Below are 17514 nucleotides of genomic sequence, written 5' to 3'. Positions count from 1 at the left end.
TGGTTTGCACTATTACTACGAATAATAATTTAAAGCTCAACAAGGATGCTTCATGACCATTAAATCTTTAGTGACCAAAGCCGTAACTTCGTCACTCATTTTTGCCTCTGCTTCTTCTTTCGCAGCAGTAACTCAAGATCAAGTTGTAGAACATTACGCAGATATTGCTCATGCAGTGTTTGCAGATTCAGTAATTACAGCAAAAGCGTTGAACTCTTCTATTGATACCTTCTTAGCTTCTCCTTCTGCTGGCAACTTCGAACAAGTAAAACAAGCTTGGCTTGAGTCTCGTGTACCTTACCAACAGTCTGAAGTATTCCGCTTTGGTAACGTTGTTGTTGATGATTGGGAAGGCCAATTAAACGCATGGCCACTAGATGAAGGCCTAATCGATTACGTTTCTTCTGATTACCAATATGAGCTTGGTAACGAAGGCGCAAGCGCAAACATCGTTGCGAACAAAACGTTCCAAATTGGTCAAACTACAGTAGACGCAACCAACATTACTCCTGAGCTAATCGCAGACCTTAACGAGATCGGCGGTTCTGAAGCAAACGTAGCATCTGGTTACCATGCGATTGAATTCCTACTTTGGGGCCAAGATTTAAACGGCACAAACAGCGGTGCAGGTGAGCGTGCTTACACTGATTTCGTTGTTGGCGCTGAGTGTACTAACGGCAACTGTGACCGTCGTGGCGCATACCTAAAAGCATCAGCTGAACTACTTATCCAAGATCTGGAGTGGATGGAAAAACAGTGGGCTGAAGGCGAGAAAGGCAACTACCGTCAAGAGCTTCTTTCTGAATCTAGCGACAACGGCCTACGTAAAATGTTGTTCGGCATGGGTTCACTGTCTCTAGGTGAATTGGCGGGTGAGCGTATGAAAGTGGCTTTAGAAGCTAACTCTACTGAAGATGAGCACGACTGTTTCTCTGATAACACGCACAACTCTCACTACTACAACGAGCAAGGTATCTACAACGTATACACTGGCTTGTACAAACGTGAAGATGGTTCTCTACTTTCAGGCCCTAGCCTGTTTGACCTAGTTGAGCAAAAAGACGAGCAAGCTGCGAAAGAGATTCAAAAGCAGTTTGATCTAGCACGTGCACAAGTTGGTCAGCTTGTTGTTTCTGCAGAGAAAAACAACCAGCACTTCGATCAGCTAATTGCTGCCGACAACGCTGCGGGTAATGCACTAGTAAACAAAACAATTGTTGCGCTAGTGTCTCAAACAGCTGCAATCGAGCGTGCTGCAGGTGTTATTGGCATTGATAGCCTAAACCCTGACACGGCTGATCACGAGTTCTAAGAACCCGAAGCGAAAATCAATAAAGGGCTCTCATTGAGCCCTTAATTGTTTGCTACTCAAGAAAGTTACTCCCAAATAAAAACTAAAATCAAAAACACAGCAAGGCAATGTATGAAGTCGTATCTCTCAGCCTCACTATTAACCACACTGTTTTTCTTATCGCCATTACACGCTCATGAAACCTACTCTGGTGGCAAAACTACCGTGAAGAAAGAGGGAGCGAATGCTTTTTCTCTTCCTGCTGCCAATTTACCAATGAGCAAACGCTTGGATTTCAGTGTCGGTAACAGCTTCTTTAGAAATCCTTGGGTACCCGCACCATCATCAACCGATGCGCGTGATGGGTTAGGCCCACTATTCAATACTAACGGTTGTCAAAACTGTCACATCAAAGATGGTCGTGGCCACGCGCCAGAAAAAGGCGATGAAAACGCGGTATCCATGTTGGTTCGCTTGAGTATTCCTGCTGAAACACCTGAGCAGAGACAAGCCTTTATACGCGATGGTGGCATTCCAGAACCGACTTACGGTGGACAGCTACAAGATTTCGCGCTTCAAGGTGTTAAACCAGAGGGTAAAGTGAACATCAGTTACACCGATGTTCCTGTTGAATTCAAAGACGGCACCGTCGTGACTCTGCGTAAACCAACGCTAAAGATTACTGATCTTGCTTTTGGCGAGATGCACCCTAAAACAGAGTTTTCTGCGCGCGTTGCGCCGCCAATGATTGGCCTTGGTCTGCTGGAGAGCATTTCAAAAGAAACGATTCTTAGATTTGCTGAGCAGCAGTTGGCTGACAAGCAAGGCGTATCAGGCAAAGCCAACTACGTTCTTGATGTTCAAACTAATGACATGACGTTAGGCCGTTTCGGTTGGAAAGCCGGCCAGCCAAATTTAATGCAGCAAAATGCGGCGGCGTTTAACGGTGATTTGGGCTTAACGAGTCGTTTATTCCCGAATGAAAACTGCACATCAGCGCAATCCACTTGTGATGATTTTCCAAATGGTGGCAAACCAGAAGTCAGCGACAACATCTTAGATTTTGTTGAGTTCTATTCGCAGCATCTAGCGGTACCTATTCGTCGTAATGTCGACAATCCAGTCGTTGTTCAGGGTAAAAAGCTGTTTAAAGACGCGGGTTGTCAAAGTTGTCACCAAGCTGAATTCCGCACGGCAGAGCGTGAAGGTTTACCGGCACTGTCTAAGCAGTTAATTAGCCCATATACCGATATGTTGCTGCACGATATGGGTGAAGGCTTAGCGGATAACCGTCCTGAGTATCTTGCGAATGGCCAAGAATGGCGTACAACACCTTTATGGGGATTAGGCTATACCAAAGAAGTGAATGGCCACACCTTCTTACTTCATGATGGTCGTGCGAGAAATGTTATGGAAGCTGTGCTTTGGCATGGCGGTGAAGCAGAAATGGCGAAACAAAACGTTTTAGCTCTTAGTAGCAGCGAGCGTGAAGCGTTATTGGCGTTCTTAAACTCGTTATAGGCTGAGTTGAATTCAGTTTAGTTAACGGCTAATGACTTAAGAAAGCCGCTATCAAACCACTTAGCACCGCTGAACTTGTAGGAATACGAGGCCAGCGGTCGTATCGTATTTAATGAACTCATATAATTAAAAGAAAAATTAGGAAGTAAGGTAACAGCATGACACATAAATTATTGTTAATGCCTTTGTCGGTATTAATCATGGCAGGCTGCCAATCATCGGGTGAGCAAGTCGCTTCATCTGAGGTTAACGGTGTGTCTTATCAAGCAGACACGACCGATCACATCAGTCGCAGTGTCTATCAACAAGAGTTTGATTCGGCCGTCCTATTTGCCAAGCAAGCCAATGAGCTAGAAGTCTTGATGCAGGGTTACTGCCAAACCAATGATGTTGAGTTAGATGCATTGAAAAATCAGTGGCAGCTCACCATGAACAGCTGGATGGCGCTACAAGGCCAAGAAAGAGGCCCAACAGCGGCACTAGAAGAGAGCTGGAATGTTCAATTCTGGCCAGACAAAAAGAACACCACAGGCCTAAAAATGCGCCAGCTGACTCAGCAAGATAAAGTTTGGTCCCAGCACGAAATTGCTCAGCAGAGTGTGACCGTTCAAGGGCTAGGTGCGTTGGAATGGTCGCTTTATGACGAGCAATCGCCACTGCTTCAAGACAAAGCGCTAGGTTGCCAATCATCACAAGCGATTACTGAAAACTTAGCGATTAAGTCGTCTTCGATTGCACTGGCATGGCAGGTTAACCCTTGGTTAGCGCTAGACGATACTCGCTGGGAGTCTGAATACATCGCTTTATTGACCAACCAACTTGATTACAGCATGAAAAAGCTGAGTCGCCCGATGGCGAAAATTGGTCATCCGCGTCCTTACTTCTCAGAATCATGGCGTGCACAAACCTCGATGACTCAACTAAAAGCCAATGTAGCAGCACTGCAGAATTTGTACCTTGCCGATGGCAATGGCCTAGACGGCTTGTTGAGAGAGAAGGGCTTAAACGACCTTGCTGACCGTGTTGCTGACCAGTTCACATTGACGCTAGATACTTGGCCTACAGACTCAAGCTTGTTTGAGTTATTGCAGAGTAAAGAGGGCTATCGAGATGTGCTGACTCAATACAACAAACTAGAACGTTTGAAGTACCTCATTCATGAAGAAGTGGCGATAGAGCTTGGCGTGGTAATAGGATTTAATGCTACCGATGGTGACTGATACTACGCGAAGAACGCTACTCAAGGCTGCACTGGGTTGTGCAGCTGTACCAGTACTTCCATTTGGGTGTGCTAGTCGCTCTGGTGCTATGAGCTCATCTCATGAGCCTCAATTAATCGGTTGTGCGCTGAATGGGCGAGGTCAATATTCAGCGGTTGTGGCTGACGAATATGGAATGCCATTGAGTCAACTGCCGATCCCAGATCGTGGCCATGGCGTCGCGATTTGCCCAACCTCATCGCATGCAGTGGTGTTTGCTCGTCGTCCTGGTGACTATTTTATGGTGTTTGACTATAAAAGCGGTGAGCAAATCAAGTTAGTAGTGAAAGTGAACAACCGTCACTTTTATGGTCATGGCGTTTACTCATTAGATGGTAAATTACTGTATGCCACTGAAGGGAAAACGGACAGCAGCCAAGGGGTGATTGGCGTTTACGATGTCGCACAAGGTTATCGTAAGGTCGAGGAGTTCATGGGTTTTGGTATTGGCCCTCATGAAGTGATCATCATGCCGGATGGAAATCTCGCGATTGGCGTTGGTGGCGTTCATACTGACGGAAGAACCCCCAAAAACCTCCATTCAATGCAACCGAGCTTGAGCTATGTTTCACCTCAAGGTGCGTTGCTTGATCAGGTTGAATTGCTAGACAAGAAGCTAAGCATTCGACATTTAGCCCATGATGGTGCTGAAACCGTACTTTGTGGTCAGCAATATCGTGGCGAGCCTGACGAGTATCCTTCGTTGTTGGCCATGCATACCAAAGGCGGGCAGTTTGAATCACTGAACGCAGAGCCTGAGCAATGGGCAAGATTCAATCACTATATCGCCAGTATTGCGGCGTCAGACGATTGGATTATTGCGACTTCGCCAAGAGGCAATTGCTACGGTATCTGGTCTAAAGAGACCAAAGAGTTAGTTGAACTGTCTGCGTTATCTGATGCTTCTGGTGCTGTGTTGCTTGATGGTGAGTTTCGACTCAGCTCTGGGGCGGGCAGTGTGGTGAGCCAACGCAAGCCTTATGAGAAATCCAGCCAGCAATCATCGGTCCAGTGGGATAACCATTGGAGTTCAATCTGATTTATAAAGCCTCTTAAAAATAACATGCTTACTCCCATTTCTTTGCCATACTTATGAGATGGTTGGTGATGGAGTTAAGCATGTTCGCGAAATACTTCTGTGGATTATTAGTTCTAGTTTCTGTGCACGCATGGAGCTATACGAGTTCTGACGAGAGCCGATTTATTCCGGCTGATTCAGAGCTCTCTTTTATGCTGATTTATCCAGAGCTTACTCAGAGTATTTATCAAGACTCATCTCTGCCTATTCTTTGGGATTCACCTGAACTTGTTAAGGCGTTTGAATTTCAATTGTCGCTTCTCGAACAAGCTCAAATGGCACCACTCTTCGAGCGACAACTCAAGCAAATCCGTCACTATCAATCCCATGCTCAATGGCAAGAGTTGGACATATTACTCACCGATACCTTTATCTACTACTTGAGCTACGTTGAAAATGCGCCGCTTGCCGGTAAAGAGTGGTACTTCTCGGGCAAGCTGCATTCCAAATTACCCGCGCCTTCTCCGCATATTCTGATGAGATTAAAAAGCAGCGTTGCCAATGATTACTTATTGGAGATGGTGTTGTCTTACGCGCCGCCTGTTGGAGATTTTGACCAATTCAAAGCAACCTATTCGGTGTTAGAAACCGCCTCTGAACTCAATATTGAACGATATAGACAGAAAGGTTTGAAGCGCTTGGGTGACGAGCTTTCAGACAAAACGGTTCTTGTTGAGCGCATTGCTTTGGTTGGTGTTGATACCTCGATGATCGCAGTCGATTTTCCCGAGTTCGATCGAGATCTGCAAACGGCGATTAAATCATTTCAGCGTATGCACGGCCTTACAGATGATGGGATCGTCGGGCCAGATACGATCAAATGGATCAACATGAGCTTTGATGATCGATTGACTTCATTGGCTTTGAATGCCGAACGTGTTCGTTTGTGGCCAAGAGACAGAGACTCTCTCATCGTCGTCAATGTCCCTAGTTTTGATATGAAGTATTGGGAAGATGGCGAAGAGGTCTTTGAGTCCAAAGTCGTCGTGGGCAGAAAGTCGCGAAAAACACCGCTTTTAGAGATAAACCTAGATTCGGTCATCCTAAATCCGACTTGGAACGTGCCATGGAAAATCATGGTCAAAGACATTTTGCCTAAGGTGAAAGCGGACGAAAGCTATCTAGATACACACAACTTCCAAGTGATTGATGGTTGGCGCACTATGGAGACGGTCGACACCACAGATATCGATTGGCAGACCATCAATTTCAATTCTTTCCCATATCGAATGCGCCAGCAGGCAGGCTCGCGCAATGCATTAGGTTTGTATAAGTTCAACACACCTAACAAGCGAGCGATCTATCTGCACGATACGCCAAGTAAAGGTCTGTTTAATGACGACTTCCGTGCTTATAGCTCCGGCTGCATACGTGTTGAACATGCAGAGGAGCTGGCTGAGTTGTTGTTTGCTACCAAGGTAAGGAAAGTACCGAACCAGAATGATGATCTTGCTCCGAATACTAAGGTGCGACTCAAGAAGCGAATCCCCGTACATATCATTTATCAAACCGTATTGTTTGAAGAAGGGGGCATTCAGTATCGTGGTGACATCTATCAATATGATAAAGAGGGTGGTTAATTATCAGTGAAGCCAATAAGGGTGATCTTGACCAAAAAATGACAACCAAGCTTCTATTGATAAAATTATAATGTGGATCAATAACTAACCGTGCAAAGGTTACAAATACTAACCTTTTGGGCGGTTTTTGTACGTTGACGCAGCAATTACCATTATGTATCGTGCATTTTTCGTTCGATCTAATTGGTTTTTTTGCTGTATGTCTCAAAGTTTATTTTCACGCCGTCAGTTTCTGACTTACGCTGGTGGTACCGCTGTTGTCGCCTCAATTACTCCTTCTATCGCTTTTGCTTCATACCCTGATCAACCAAGAACGATTAGCATGAACAATCTTCACACTGGTGAACGATTAGAGACCTGTTATTTCGATGGCACTAACTATGTTGGTGATGAGATGGCACGCCTCAGCAAACTATGTCGCGATTTCCGCCGTAATGAAATTCACCCAATGGATAAGAACCTGTTTGATCAGATTACTCAGATTCAAAATGTCTTAGGTATTCATAAAGAAGTTCAGATCATCTCTGGCTACCGCTCTCCAGCTACCAATGAGGCATTGCGTTCTAAGTCGAGTGGCGTAGCCAAGAAGAGCTACCACATGTTGGGTAAAGCGATTGATTTCCGTATTGATGGCGTCAACCTAAAAGAATTAAGAGACGTAGCCAAAAGCCTGAATGCGGGTGGTGTAGGTTATTATGCACGTAGCAACTTTATCCATATCGATACTGGCCCAGTTCGTAGCTGGTAGCGCTAAGCTTAGATTGCGAGCGAAACGGTAGGGACTTGTCAAAGTAGACATCCAATGTCATAGTTTGCCCAAATTTCAGTTTGCCCTTTAAGGTTTGTATATGTCTCTCAAGTATCAAGTTGTCCCTGTTACCTCTTTCTCTCAAAACTGCTCAATTGTGTGGTGTGATGAGACAATGGAAGGCATCGTTGTCGATCCGGGCGGTGATGTTCAACAGCTGGCTGCGATCATTGAAGAGCTCGGTGTTAAAGTGGTGAACTTGGTCCTGACGCACGGTCACTTAGATCATGTTGGCGGCACTGTACCGCTTGCTGAGATCTTGAACGTGAACATTGTTGGCCCGCATAAAGCCGATAACTTTTGGCTTCAAGGCCTAGAGAATCAAAGTCAGATGTTTGGTTTCCCATTGTGTAAAGCTTTTGAACCAAACACATGGTTGGAAGAGGGCGACAAAGTTACTTTTGGTAACCAAGTGATTGATGTGATTCATACTCCGGGTCATACGCCAGGTCACGTTGTACTGTTCAGTGAGCAAGCGCGCATGGCGTTTGTTGGTGATGTTTTATTTAACGGTGCTATTGGTCGTACGGATTTCCCACAAGGCGACTTCAACACGCTGATTGCTTCAATCAAGACTAAGCTTTGGCCACTAGGCAGCGACGTAACATTCGTTCCGGGTCATGGCCCTGAATCGACATTTGGTCGTGAACGCGCATCAAACCCGTTTGTCGCGGATGAAATGCCTCTGTACTAGGTCTCTGATTTAATAGAAGAACGATTGAAAATGAAGCTTAGCTTTTCCTATGAAAGCTAAGCTTTTTTAATTTTACGTGTATGCGAGCGTGTTTGTTTTAATCTCAACGTTTAGTTTCTTTTGCTCACAAGTTTCAATTTCCAACGTGTTCACTTAATCAGAAAGACGTTCGGCTGCTGCTAAGTAGCGTCGAGCAAGTCCAATAAACTCCTCTCCACTCATATTCAAATCTTGAGTTGAGATGAAAATATCGTAACCGTGGAAACCTCTCTGATATTTCATCCTGTTCGCAAGCATCGCCTGTAACCCGGAATAGTCTTTAATCACTGCGTTTTGCACATTCGATTTATGGGATTTCGATTCATGGGATGAACCTGGGCTAGTCTGTGTTTGGCTATCGTTGAAGATAACCTCGTCAGTATTTTGTGACTCTTTATATCTGTTTAGTTCCACACAACCGCTCTCAGTGCATCGCGCATGGTAATGCGATGAGTCGAGAACCATATCTTCAAAGTTTGACTCTTTACCCGCTTGCTTGGCGCCCAGATACAAAAGTGCTCGCTGGCTCAGCAATAACTCGCAAGTGATTTTAGGGCAAATTGAATCCAGGTAGGGCGAGTAATCTTTAACCTTGATACCAACCCAAGGAAGAGGTTGATGCCACCCCTCTTGCTCGTAGGTACACATGCCAATCTTTTCAATATTGCTCCACTTTAAAACCCACCCACCTTTATAAAAATGCTGCTGAAAATGAGTCGGTGTGAGAGTGAACATCACTCTGCTGCGCAACATTAAATAATAGCCAGTTCCGAGTAGGGCAATAATGCAAAATGCACCCACGATCAGTAACTTTGGATTGTCACTGTACAGAGCAACGATCAAGCAAACGAAGCCTAAAACAACGGCCAGAATACGGTACGAACGTGTGAACGAAGGCAAAGAGAAATTTGTAAGGTGACGAGTGTCCATAGGCAACACCAAGTTTTCATATTTTTGTCTGGATGGATAACCAGTGTATATGACCCTGAATTGATAAGTCGATGTTTAAATAATAGACGTTAGTAGACAATATCGGTATTTTTCGTCGACTTTCGGCGCTTCACTCTACAAATAGCTCCTGTTTTTTGGTATAAATCGCGCTTCAAATTTTCACCACTGCGAAAAGAGCAGTGAACTGGAGAAATATTCAATGAGACTTGCTCATAAGCGTAAGGTGCAGGCTAAACTGCAGAAACGCACTAAAGCGGCTGTAGTTAAAGCAGTGGCAACGCCGAAAAAAGCGAAGCCTGTCGCAGAGAAAGTTGTAGCAGAAAAAACTGTAGCAGCAAAACCAGCGGTAGAGAAAGCAGTAGCAGCAACTAAAGAAGTTGCAGTAGCACTGACTCCTAAGCAACAACAAGTTCTAGACATCGTTGTTAGCAATGCTGAAGGCATTAACCCTAAAGGTATCGGCCTAGCAGCTGGTCAAGAAGACGCGAAAGCAGCTTCATGGGCAACAGGCGCATTGAAAAAACTTCTTGAAGAAAACCTAGTAGCGAAAGAGCAACTTGCAGGTAACAAGGTTATCTACAAAGCTATCTAATCCTGTGGGATTACATTCGCTTCGTTAAGTTTTTAAGCCTCGATTTTCGAGGCTTTTTTGTATCTGACGGATCATGTTAATCCCAAACCCAAACCCAAACCCAAACCCCTAAATCCCTAAATCCCTAAACTCATATTCATATTCAAACCTAGCATTCGAACCTAGCCCCAGAAGCCTCATTTCCAATCGGCTGACCCCTTCCGTTATTCATCTGTCTTTGCCGTGTCCGATGTTTCGAATCAGTAAGCACCAAAGTAGGGCGTCTGATTCTATGAAACCTTGATTTTCATGGATTGAATGCATTCAGGTGCGTATTTGATCTGTGGTGTGAATAGAGCCTCATCACGAAATGGCAATCAATTGTTAACGGTATTTAATTATTAATACTTAGGTACTTATCAATAAGCATTCCCCTGATGAATAGAGTAAGTCCTTTAAAACCGACATAACTCAATTATCTCCTACGTAGTTCTACGTAATCCTTTGGTCTAATACGCAGTTTGTGTGGGCCTGTCGTGCGTGCTCTCCCTGATATCTAGTTGCCTCATCAAGGTGCACTCTTATGTTGAACCATAAAAAATACTCACAGAAAGAGTGTTAATCCAACAAAAGGACGTGAACATGAGTCTCATTTCTAACTCCCTCACACGAGTTTTTAAAAACGTTGCGGTTACTGCAGCGGCTTGTTTAGCTTTGGTCGCAACTGGCGCCACAGCTGCTGATAAGGTTTATCGCTTGAAGCTTGCTGAAACATGGGGACCAAACTTCCCTGTTTTCGGTGATGCAACCAAAAACATGGCTGCGATGGCTGAGAAGATGTCGAATGGTCGACTGCAAATCAGAATCGATTCAGCAAACAAACACAAAGCACCGCTTGGCGTTTTTGACATGGTTAAGTCTGGTCAATACGACATGGGTCACTCAGGCTCTTACTACTGGAAAGGTAAAGTTCCAAACACTCTTTACTTCACTTCTATGCCTTTCGGTATGACGCCAGCTGAACAATATGCGTGGTTCTATCACGGTGGCGGTATGGAGTTGATGGAGCAGGTTTACTCTCCACACAACCTAATGTCGTTCCCAGGTGGTAACACGGATATCCAGATGGGCGGTTGGTTTCAAAAAGAGATCAACAGCGTTGAAGATCTACAAGGTCTGAAAATGCGAATCCCAGGCTTTGCTGGTGAGATCCTTGCGGAGCTAGGTGCTAAGCCGACTAACATTGCCCCTGGTGAGCTTTACACGTCTTTAGAGCGTCGCACAATCGATGCGCTAGAGTGGGTGGGTCCATCACTTGATTTGCGTATGGGTTTCCACAAAATCGCGCCGTACTACTACACAGGTTGGCATGAGCCGGGTTCAGAGCTTCAATTCCTTGTGAACAAGCGTACATGGAACAAGCTTCCTGAAGACCTACAAGAAATCTTGCGTGTTGCAATGCGTACTGCTGCTTACGACATGTACACACAAGCAACGCACGAAAGTGGCAAGAACTGGGTTTCAATGAAAACAGAATATCCAGATGTACAAGTGAAAGATTTCCCGCCAGAGGTTATGTCTGCACTAAAAGAAGCGAACGATCGTCTACTTGCTAAGCACGCTGAGAAAGATGCATTGGCAAAAGAGATTCAAGCTTCACAAGCAAGCTACCTAGAGCAAGTGCGCTCATGGACGGATATTTCACACAGAGCTTATTTAAATAGCCAAGCGAAATAATCGACAGTTGTTGAACTGAAGCTAAATGAACCCAAAGCTGTTCTTGTTAGGTAACTAAGAGTGACTAAGCGGCGGGTTCATTTTAAACATAATAATTAAGCAGGATAAATCCTGTAATACGCCAAGAACCCTTTCTACGTCGTGCATCTTGTTAGCGCTACTTGTTTTAGTTGCCCTAACTCTAATACGCGATGTCTTTTCAAATTCCATGGAGTCGGGAATGCGAAGTCTAATTTATATTGAACGCCTATTTAATCGTATCGGTGATGCACTGGGATGGCTTTCCAGTATGTTGTTTATTTTACTTATCGCGAACGTCGTGTATGACGTTGTCATGAGGTATGCCTTTAACGATGTGTCTATCGCCTTCCAAGAAATGGAATGGCATCTATTCTCAGCTGTTTTCCTATTAGGTGTTCCTTATGCCATCAAAGCGGGTGGCCACGTGCGAGTGGATGTTTTTTACGAACAACTCAGCTTCAAGGCACAAGCGATTATTGACCTAATAGGCACCGCTGTCTTCCTGCTTCCTTTTTGTTTGCTGGTGGCTTGGTTTGGTATCGATGTTGCCAAAGATAGCTATAACTTGGGTGAAACGTCGGGCGATCCAGGTGGCTTGCCGTATCGTTGGATCATTAAAGCGATGATCCCATTGTCGTTTTTCTTGATGGCAGTCAGTGGTGTTGGTTTGATTCTGCATTCGCTGAACAAGATTTTTAATCCGCACCTTATCCATGCAAATAACACGCATGCAAACAATACTCACACAAAGAATAAGTAGAGGCTGAACATGATTGGAATAGTAATGTTTTTCGTAGCCTTGTTTGCACTTTTACTTGGCTTCCCGGTCGCGTTCACCTTTGGTGGTATCGCGTTAATCTTTGGTGTTTGGGCTGAAGGCATCGAAATGTTCGCCTTCATGCCATATCGAATTCAATCGATCATGGAAAATACGGTACTGATGGCCGTTCCATTGTTCGTTTTCATGGGGCTTGTTCTACAAAAGACCAAGCTTGCTGAGCAGTTGCTAGAGTCAATGGGACGACTGTTTGGTGGTGTTCGTGGTGGTATTGCTATCTCGACGGTACTTGTGGGTTCACTGCTTGCGGCTTCAACGGGCGTAGTAGGTGCTTCTGTGGTTGCCATGGGTCTTATCTCGTTGCCAGTTATGCTCAAGTACAACTACGACAAAGGCTTAGCCTGCGGCACTATTTGTGCGTCTGGCACGTTAGGGCAAATCATTCCGCCTTCTATCGTACTGATCTTATTAGGTGATGTACTCGGTGTGCCAGTAGGGGACTTGTTCCAAGCGGCGATTTGGCCGGGCGTAATGTTGGTGGGCGCGTATATCGTTTATATCTTGATATACGCAAAGCTTAACCCAGAAGCGGCTCAACCAATTGAACGTGATGACTCAATTAGTCGTAAACAAGAAGTCATCAATGCACTGAAAGCTATCGTACCGCCACTCGCGCTGATCATTGTCGTATTGGGCTCTATCTTCGCGGGTGTTGCCACGCCGACAGAGTCAGCTGCATTAGGTGGTGCGGGTGCTATGGTACTTGCTTTGTTGTACGGTCAATTCAGTTGGTCGATGGTGTATGAAGCGTCCAAAGAGACGGTGAAAGTCACGGCAATGGTCTTTGCTATCTTGCTTGGTGCGACGGCATTCTCGATGGCGTTTACTTATACTGGCGGTGATTATCTGGTTGAAGAGTGGATGCTGCAGTTGCCGGGTGAAAAATGGGGCTTCTTGATCATTACCATGTTGGTGATTTTGATTCTTGGTTTCTTCATCGACTTCGTAGAAATCTGTTTCATTATCGTGCCGATCATTGCGCCTGTTGCTGAACTGATGGGCATCAACATGACTTGGTTCGCTATCCTTATCGCGATGAACCTACAAACCTCCTTCTTAACGCCGCCATTTGGTTTTAGTTTGTTCTATTTGAAAGGGGTTGCACCGAAAGGCGTCACCACAAAAGACATCTACCGAGGCGTGATGCCGTTCATTCTTATTCAAATCCTCGTACTTGGATCACTTCTCGCTTTCCCTTCTTTCTATGGAATGTGAGTGAAGCCAAGAATGTGAATGATATGTTTCAACGACTATCTATAAATTGCTAAAGTAAAACGGCTTATTGATGTTCAGTAAGCCGTTTTTTGTGAGGGAAAGGAATGCCTCTAAAAGCTAAGCTGATTTTGCTGACGCTACTCCCGTTGCTACTGGTCACGGCGAGCATAAGTTGGATCTCGTTACACCAAACTAAGACGTTGGGTGCGAAAGAGGTCGAGATCTTCAGAGACAGCTTAATCAAGTCGCGTGAAAATGCCCTCAAAGACACCGTCGACCTCGCATTCGACGCCATTGAACACATCTACAACGACCCCGATATCAAAGAAGCGCAAGCCAAAAAAGAAGTTCGAACCATATTGTCTAAACTTAGGTATGGCTCTGATGGTTATTTCTTCGCATATGATCGCCACGGAACCAATTTGGTTCATCCAATACAGCCGGAATTGATTGGAAAAAATCTGCTTCAATTACAAGATGAAGACGGCGACTTTCTGATAGAAGCGCTATTAAGAGAGGCGCAAACCGGAGGAGGGTTTCACCAATACCTGTGGCAAAAGCCCTCGACTGGGGAAGTGGTCTCTAAGCTGAGCTATGCGGCTTGGTTAGAACGTTGGGATTGGATGATTGGCACGGGTTTGTATATTGAAGATGTGCACCAAGAAGTGGCTTCGATGCAGGCCGCGATCAACAAGAATATTGAAACCACGTTCTTCTCCATTGTGGTGATTCTTAGCGTGACGGTGGCGGTTATTATCGTGCTGACGTTGGCCATTAACATGCATGAACATCGGATTGCAGATAATAACCTGAAGGAACTGGCGCATAAGACGGTGATGTTTCAAGAGGACGAGAAGAAGCATTTAGCGCGTGAGTTACATGACGGTATTAACCAATTATTAGTATCGAGTCGTTGCCACTTAGAACTGCTTGGTAATAAGTTACAAAATGAAGACCTCAAAGCGCATTTGAATAAGTCGCAGCATTCATTGATGCGAGCGATCGAAGAGGTGAGGCACATCTCGCATCAACTTCGACCAAGTTCACTGGATGATATCGGCTTAGAAGCGGCGTTGTCTTCGTTGTTGTTGGATTTTCAGGCGCACTCGGGTATTGAGGTTGAAACCTTGTTTAGCACTCAACCCGGAAAGTTGAAATCAGAAGCGGCGACGACCTTGTATCGAGTGGTGCAAGAGTCCCTAAATAACATAGAGAAACACGCACAAGCGACCAAAGTAACGGTTATCGCACAGCAAATTGGCAACGTGTTACAGCTTCTAATCCAAGACAACGGTGTCGGTTTCAACACCTATAAAGCGATGGAAAAACGAGGGATCGGTCTGCGTAACATGAGAGAGCGAGTGGAATTCATCGGTGGTGATTTTGAATTGATGAGTGAGATTGGCCTTGGAACGGAAATTACAGTGTTACTGACACTAGAGGGATTAATGAATGAGTGAAGTTATTCGAGTTGTGATCGCTGACGATCACCAAGTGGTATTGGATGGCTTTATGGCGAGATTGGAACTCGAGCCAGATATTTGTGTGATAGGCACCGCCAGTAATGGTTTAGAAGCGGTAGAGGTTGTTAAGTCTTTACGTCCCGATGTGGTGTTGATGGATATCAGCATGCCTATCATGAACGGCATTGATGCGACCCATCTGATTAAAGAAGAAGACCCAGAAGCGAAGGTGTTAATGCTGACTATGCATAACAACCGTGAATACATCATGAAGGTGATGCAATCGGGCGCAGTCGGCTATATGTTGAAAGAGATTTCGGCTGAAAAAATGGTGCAAGCGATCAAAACGGTCAATCAAGGCTCGACCTATTTTTGTGAAAAAGTGACGCAGAATTTGTTTACTCAGCCGATTACTCCCACGCAATCTGTGAAGAATCCATTGAGCAGGCGTGAAGAAGCGGTATTGAAATTAGTTGCAAAAGGGGAGAGCAGTAAAGAGGTCGCAAAGGCGCTGAATATCAGTTACCGAACCGTCGAAACTCATAGACAAAACATTAAGCATAAGCTGGATATTCACTCTACGGCAGAGCTAGCTAAATATGCTGTTAATTCTGGGCTTGTAGAGTGATCTTACGCTAAATTACATTAAATGTGTAATTTAATTACTAAAGTTGTAATTTATGCCTGATTTTTGGCGGTTTTTTTAGTATTTTTGCGACAGGTTGATATCCTTCTTTTCGAAATTTAAGCGCCGAATGCAATGTTGCAAACTGTGCGCTACAAATTAGAGAGGAAACATGGAGCCTGTAAAAGATAGGTATAGTATTGAAAATACCGATTATACAGTAGGACAAGATAACGTTCAGAAATGGGGTTTTGACGTCCATAACCCAGTATTTGGAATCAGTGCAGGAGCGATTATCATCTTCCTGGTTGCACTTTTGATCGCTGATCCTGAAACCGCAAAAGCGGCACTGGATGGAATAAAATGGAAAGTCATCGGTAACTTCGATGGTTTCTTCATGTGGGCAGCCAACATCTTTGTTATCTTCTGTTTTGCCCTCATTGTCTCCCCGTATGGCAAGATACGTATTGGTGGCAATGATGCCAAAGCAGAGCACTCCAACCTATCTTGGATGTCGATGTTATTCGCCGCGGGAATGGGTATTGGTTTGATGTTCTGGGGTGTTGCAGAGCCAGTAGCTTACTTCACGGGTTGGTATGAAACGCCACTCGGTGTTGAAGCTTATTCTCCTGAAGCAGCTAAGTTGGCGCTTGGCGCAACTATTTATAACTGGGGTTTACACGGTTGGTCTATTTACGCCGTTGTTGCTCTAGCCCTCGCTTTTTTCACTTTCAATAAAGGCTTACCGCTTTCTATTCGATCAATCTTTTACCCGCTACTCGGTGACAGAACTTGGGGTTGGTTTGGACATATCGTTGATATCGTCGCGGTACTGGCTACGCTATTTGGCCTTGCAACATCGCTTGGCCTAGGCGCACAGCAAGCAACCAGTGGTATTAACCATGTATTTGGTACCGATGGTGGTATTGGCATGCAGCTGATTGTTATTGGAGTGGTCACTTTCTTAGCAACAATGTCAGTGGTTCGCGGTATTAACGGTGGCGTGAAGGTTTTAAGTAACATCAACATGTTGGTTGCTTTGGGCTTGCTTATCTTCGTAACGATCGCTGGTGGTATGGCGGGTATTAAAGCAATCCCAACCGCGCTAATGGGCTACATTGAAAACTTTATTCCTCTAAGTAATCCTCATGGTCGTGATGATGAAACTTGGATGCAGGGTTGGACGGTATTCTACTGGGCTTGGTGGATGTCTTGGTCACCATTCGTAGGCATGTTCATCGCGCGTATCTCTAAAGGTCGTACTATTCGTGAATTCATCGTCGCTGTATTGTTCATCCCAACGACAGTAATCATCATCTGGATGGCTATTTTCGGTGGTATCGCGATTGATCAAGTGGCGAACAAGGTGGGTGAGATAGGCGTGAATGGTTTGCAAGATATTACGCTTTCTCTATTCCACACTTATGATGCGCTGCCAATGAGTTCTGTGCTTTCTGTAGTATCGATTGGTTTGATTATGGTGTTCTTCATCACCTCGTCAGATTCAGGCTCATTAGTTATCGACAGCATTACTTCTGGCGGTAAAGTGGATGCGCCAGTTCCACAACGTGTATTTTGGGCGTTGATGGGCGGTGCGATTGCAGCTGTTCTATTGTGGGTTGGCGGTACGGAATCCATTCAAGCACTGCAAGCTGGAACGGTATCAATGGCGCTACCATTTGCGTTCATATTATTGCTTATGTGCCTAAGCTTATTGCTAGGTTTGCGTACCGAAAATCAATTGGTTAAGCAGCAAAATGCTTTGAGTTAAAAGTATTATTCAAATAACGGCCGACTTGTTCGGCCTTTTTTTCGTCAGTAAT

The 17514-nt window shown here is 44.9% G+C and carries 15 protein-coding genes; 14 read left to right on the top strand and 1 reads right to left on the bottom strand.

Annotated elements, in window-relative coordinates; genetic code table 11:
* The first annotated feature begins 52 nt into the window (after nt 1-52).
* The 7 genes from AC3CIA_RS09740 (at nt 53) to AC3CIA_RS09710 (ending at nt 8231) form a co-directional block, all read left to right on the top strand.
* Nucleotides 53-1312 (top strand): imelysin family protein, encoded by a 1260-nt coding sequence (locus AC3CIA_RS09740; RefSeq protein ID WP_102434846.1) that lies wholly within the window; start codon nt 53-55, stop codon nt 1310-1312.
* Nucleotides 1313-1423: 111 nt separating this feature from the next.
* On the top strand, nt 1424-2812 hold the full coding sequence (locus AC3CIA_RS09735) for a di-heme oxidoreductase family protein (RefSeq protein ID WP_488518056.1): 1389 nt from the start codon (nt 1424-1426) through the stop codon (nt 2810-2812).
* 158 nt (nt 2813-2970) lie between these two features.
* The gene (locus tag AC3CIA_RS09730) at nt 2971-4032 is read left to right on the top strand and encodes an imelysin family protein (protein ID WP_488518055.1); all 1062 of its coding nucleotides are present in this window, start codon (nt 2971-2973) and stop codon (nt 4030-4032) included.
* Complete coding sequence (locus AC3CIA_RS09725; protein WP_488518054.1) at nt 4022-5110, top strand: DUF1513 domain-containing protein; 1089 nt, start codon at nt 4022-4024, stop codon at nt 5108-5110. Before AC3CIA_RS09730 ends, AC3CIA_RS09725 begins: the two co-directional genes overlap by 11 nt.
* An 80-nt stretch (nt 5111-5190) precedes the next feature.
* Nucleotides 5191-6729: a L,D-transpeptidase family protein gene (locus AC3CIA_RS09720; protein ID WP_054547365.1), complete on the top strand. Its 1539-nt coding sequence runs from the start codon at nt 5191-5193 to the stop codon at nt 6727-6729.
* A 199-nt stretch (nt 6730-6928) separates the two neighbouring features.
* A complete protein-coding gene (gene mepK, locus AC3CIA_RS09715; RefSeq protein ID WP_065204824.1) occupies nt 6929-7477 on the top strand; it encodes a peptidoglycan L,D-endopeptidase MepK in 549 nt (182 codons plus the stop codon).
* A gap of 100 nt (nt 7478-7577) precedes the next feature.
* Entirely contained in the window at nt 7578-8231 is a 654-nt protein-coding gene (locus AC3CIA_RS09710) for an MBL fold metallo-hydrolase (RefSeq protein ID WP_004733386.1), read from the top strand.
* A 153-nt stretch (nt 8232-8384) separates the two neighbouring features.
* On the opposite strand, the gene AC3CIA_RS09705 is transcribed toward AC3CIA_RS09710, so the two are convergent.
* Nucleotides 8385-9200 carry a DUF2982 domain-containing protein gene (locus AC3CIA_RS09705; protein ID WP_171309126.1) on the bottom strand — a complete coding sequence of 272 codons (816 nt, stop codon included), beginning with the start codon at nt 9198-9200 and terminating at the stop codon, nt 8385-8387.
* A gap of 220 nt (nt 9201-9420) precedes the next feature.
* Between AC3CIA_RS09705 and AC3CIA_RS09700 the strand changes: the two genes are divergently transcribed.
* The 7 genes from AC3CIA_RS09700 (at nt 9421) to AC3CIA_RS09670 (ending at nt 17462) form a co-directional block, all read left to right on the top strand.
* Nucleotides 9421-9813: a hypothetical protein gene (locus AC3CIA_RS09700; RefSeq protein ID WP_004733388.1), complete on the top strand. Its 393-nt coding sequence runs from the start codon at nt 9421-9423 to the stop codon at nt 9811-9813.
* A 621-nt stretch (nt 9814-10434) separates the two neighbouring features.
* Nucleotides 10435-11529, top strand: coding sequence for a TRAP transporter substrate-binding protein (locus AC3CIA_RS09695; RefSeq protein WP_009847138.1), 1095 nt, complete (start codon nt 10435-10437; stop codon nt 11527-11529).
* 208 nt (nt 11530-11737) lie between these two features.
* A complete protein-coding gene (locus tag AC3CIA_RS09690) occupies nt 11738-12310 on the top strand; it encodes a TRAP transporter small permease subunit (protein WP_488518053.1) in 573 nt (190 codons plus the stop codon).
* Nucleotides 12311-12319: 9 nt separating this feature from the next.
* Nucleotides 12320-13603 (top strand): TRAP transporter large permease, encoded by a 1284-nt coding sequence (locus tag AC3CIA_RS09685; protein WP_054547368.1) that lies wholly within the window; start codon nt 12320-12322, stop codon nt 13601-13603.
* 104 nt (nt 13604-13707) lie between these two features.
* Nucleotides 13708-15063, top strand: a complete 1356-nt coding sequence (locus AC3CIA_RS09680; RefSeq protein WP_017078693.1) for a cache domain-containing protein — start codon at nt 13708-13710, stop codon at nt 15061-15063.
* On the top strand, nt 15056-15694 hold the full coding sequence (locus AC3CIA_RS09675) for a response regulator transcription factor (protein WP_171316073.1): 639 nt from the start codon (nt 15056-15058) through the stop codon (nt 15692-15694). The genes AC3CIA_RS09680 and AC3CIA_RS09675 overlap by 8 nt, the downstream gene beginning before the upstream one ends.
* A 169-nt stretch (nt 15695-15863) precedes the next feature.
* On the top strand, nt 15864-17462 hold the full coding sequence (locus tag AC3CIA_RS09670; protein WP_488518052.1) for a BCCT family transporter: 1599 nt from the start codon (nt 15864-15866) through the stop codon (nt 17460-17462).
* Nucleotides 17463-17514 lie beyond the last annotated feature (52 nt).

It is taken from the genome of Vibrio sp. QJM3NY_27 (assembly GCF_057785955.1).
The sequence above is the reverse complement of the archived record's forward strand: the minus strand, read 5'-3'. Positions and strand labels throughout refer to the sequence as shown.

What these genes read in the sequence shown, in the direction of transcription:
- AC3CIA_RS09675 (WP_171316073.1), top strand. Translation starts at nt 15,056, where the DNA reads ATGAGTGAAGTTATTCGAGTTGTGATCGCTGACGATCACCAAGTGGTA.
- AC3CIA_RS09705 (WP_171309126.1), bottom strand. Translation starts at nt 9,200, where the DNA reads ATGGACACTCGTCACCTTACAAATTTCTCTTTGCCTTCGTTCACACGT.
- AC3CIA_RS09695 (WP_009847138.1), top strand. Translation starts at nt 10,435, where the DNA reads ATGAGTCTCATTTCTAACTCCCTCACACGAGTTTTTAAAAACGTTGCG.
- AC3CIA_RS09670 (WP_488518052.1), top strand. Translation starts at nt 15,864, where the DNA reads ATGGAGCCTGTAAAAGATAGGTATAGTATTGAAAATACCGATTATACA.
- AC3CIA_RS09740 (WP_102434846.1), top strand. Translation starts at nt 53, where the DNA reads ATGACCATTAAATCTTTAGTGACCAAAGCCGTAACTTCGTCACTCATT.
- AC3CIA_RS09730 (WP_488518055.1), top strand. Translation starts at nt 2,971, where the DNA reads ATGACACATAAATTATTGTTAATGCCTTTGTCGGTATTAATCATGGCA.
- AC3CIA_RS09735 (WP_488518056.1), top strand. Translation starts at nt 1,424, where the DNA reads ATGAAGTCGTATCTCTCAGCCTCACTATTAACCACACTGTTTTTCTTA.
- AC3CIA_RS09700 (WP_004733388.1), top strand. Translation starts at nt 9,421, where the DNA reads ATGAGACTTGCTCATAAGCGTAAGGTGCAGGCTAAACTGCAGAAACGC.
- mepK (WP_065204824.1), top strand. Translation starts at nt 6,929, where the DNA reads ATGTCTCAAAGTTTATTTTCACGCCGTCAGTTTCTGACTTACGCTGGT.
- AC3CIA_RS09725 (WP_488518054.1), top strand. Translation starts at nt 4,022, where the DNA reads ATGGTGACTGATACTACGCGAAGAACGCTACTCAAGGCTGCACTGGGT.
- AC3CIA_RS09720 (WP_054547365.1), top strand. Translation starts at nt 5,191, where the DNA reads ATGTTCGCGAAATACTTCTGTGGATTATTAGTTCTAGTTTCTGTGCAC.
- AC3CIA_RS09680 (WP_017078693.1), top strand. Translation starts at nt 13,708, where the DNA reads ATGCCTCTAAAAGCTAAGCTGATTTTGCTGACGCTACTCCCGTTGCTA.
- AC3CIA_RS09690 (WP_488518053.1), top strand. Translation starts at nt 11,738, where the DNA reads ATGGAGTCGGGAATGCGAAGTCTAATTTATATTGAACGCCTATTTAAT.
- AC3CIA_RS09685 (WP_054547368.1), top strand. Translation starts at nt 12,320, where the DNA reads ATGATTGGAATAGTAATGTTTTTCGTAGCCTTGTTTGCACTTTTACTT.
- AC3CIA_RS09710 (WP_004733386.1), top strand. Translation starts at nt 7,578, where the DNA reads ATGTCTCTCAAGTATCAAGTTGTCCCTGTTACCTCTTTCTCTCAAAAC.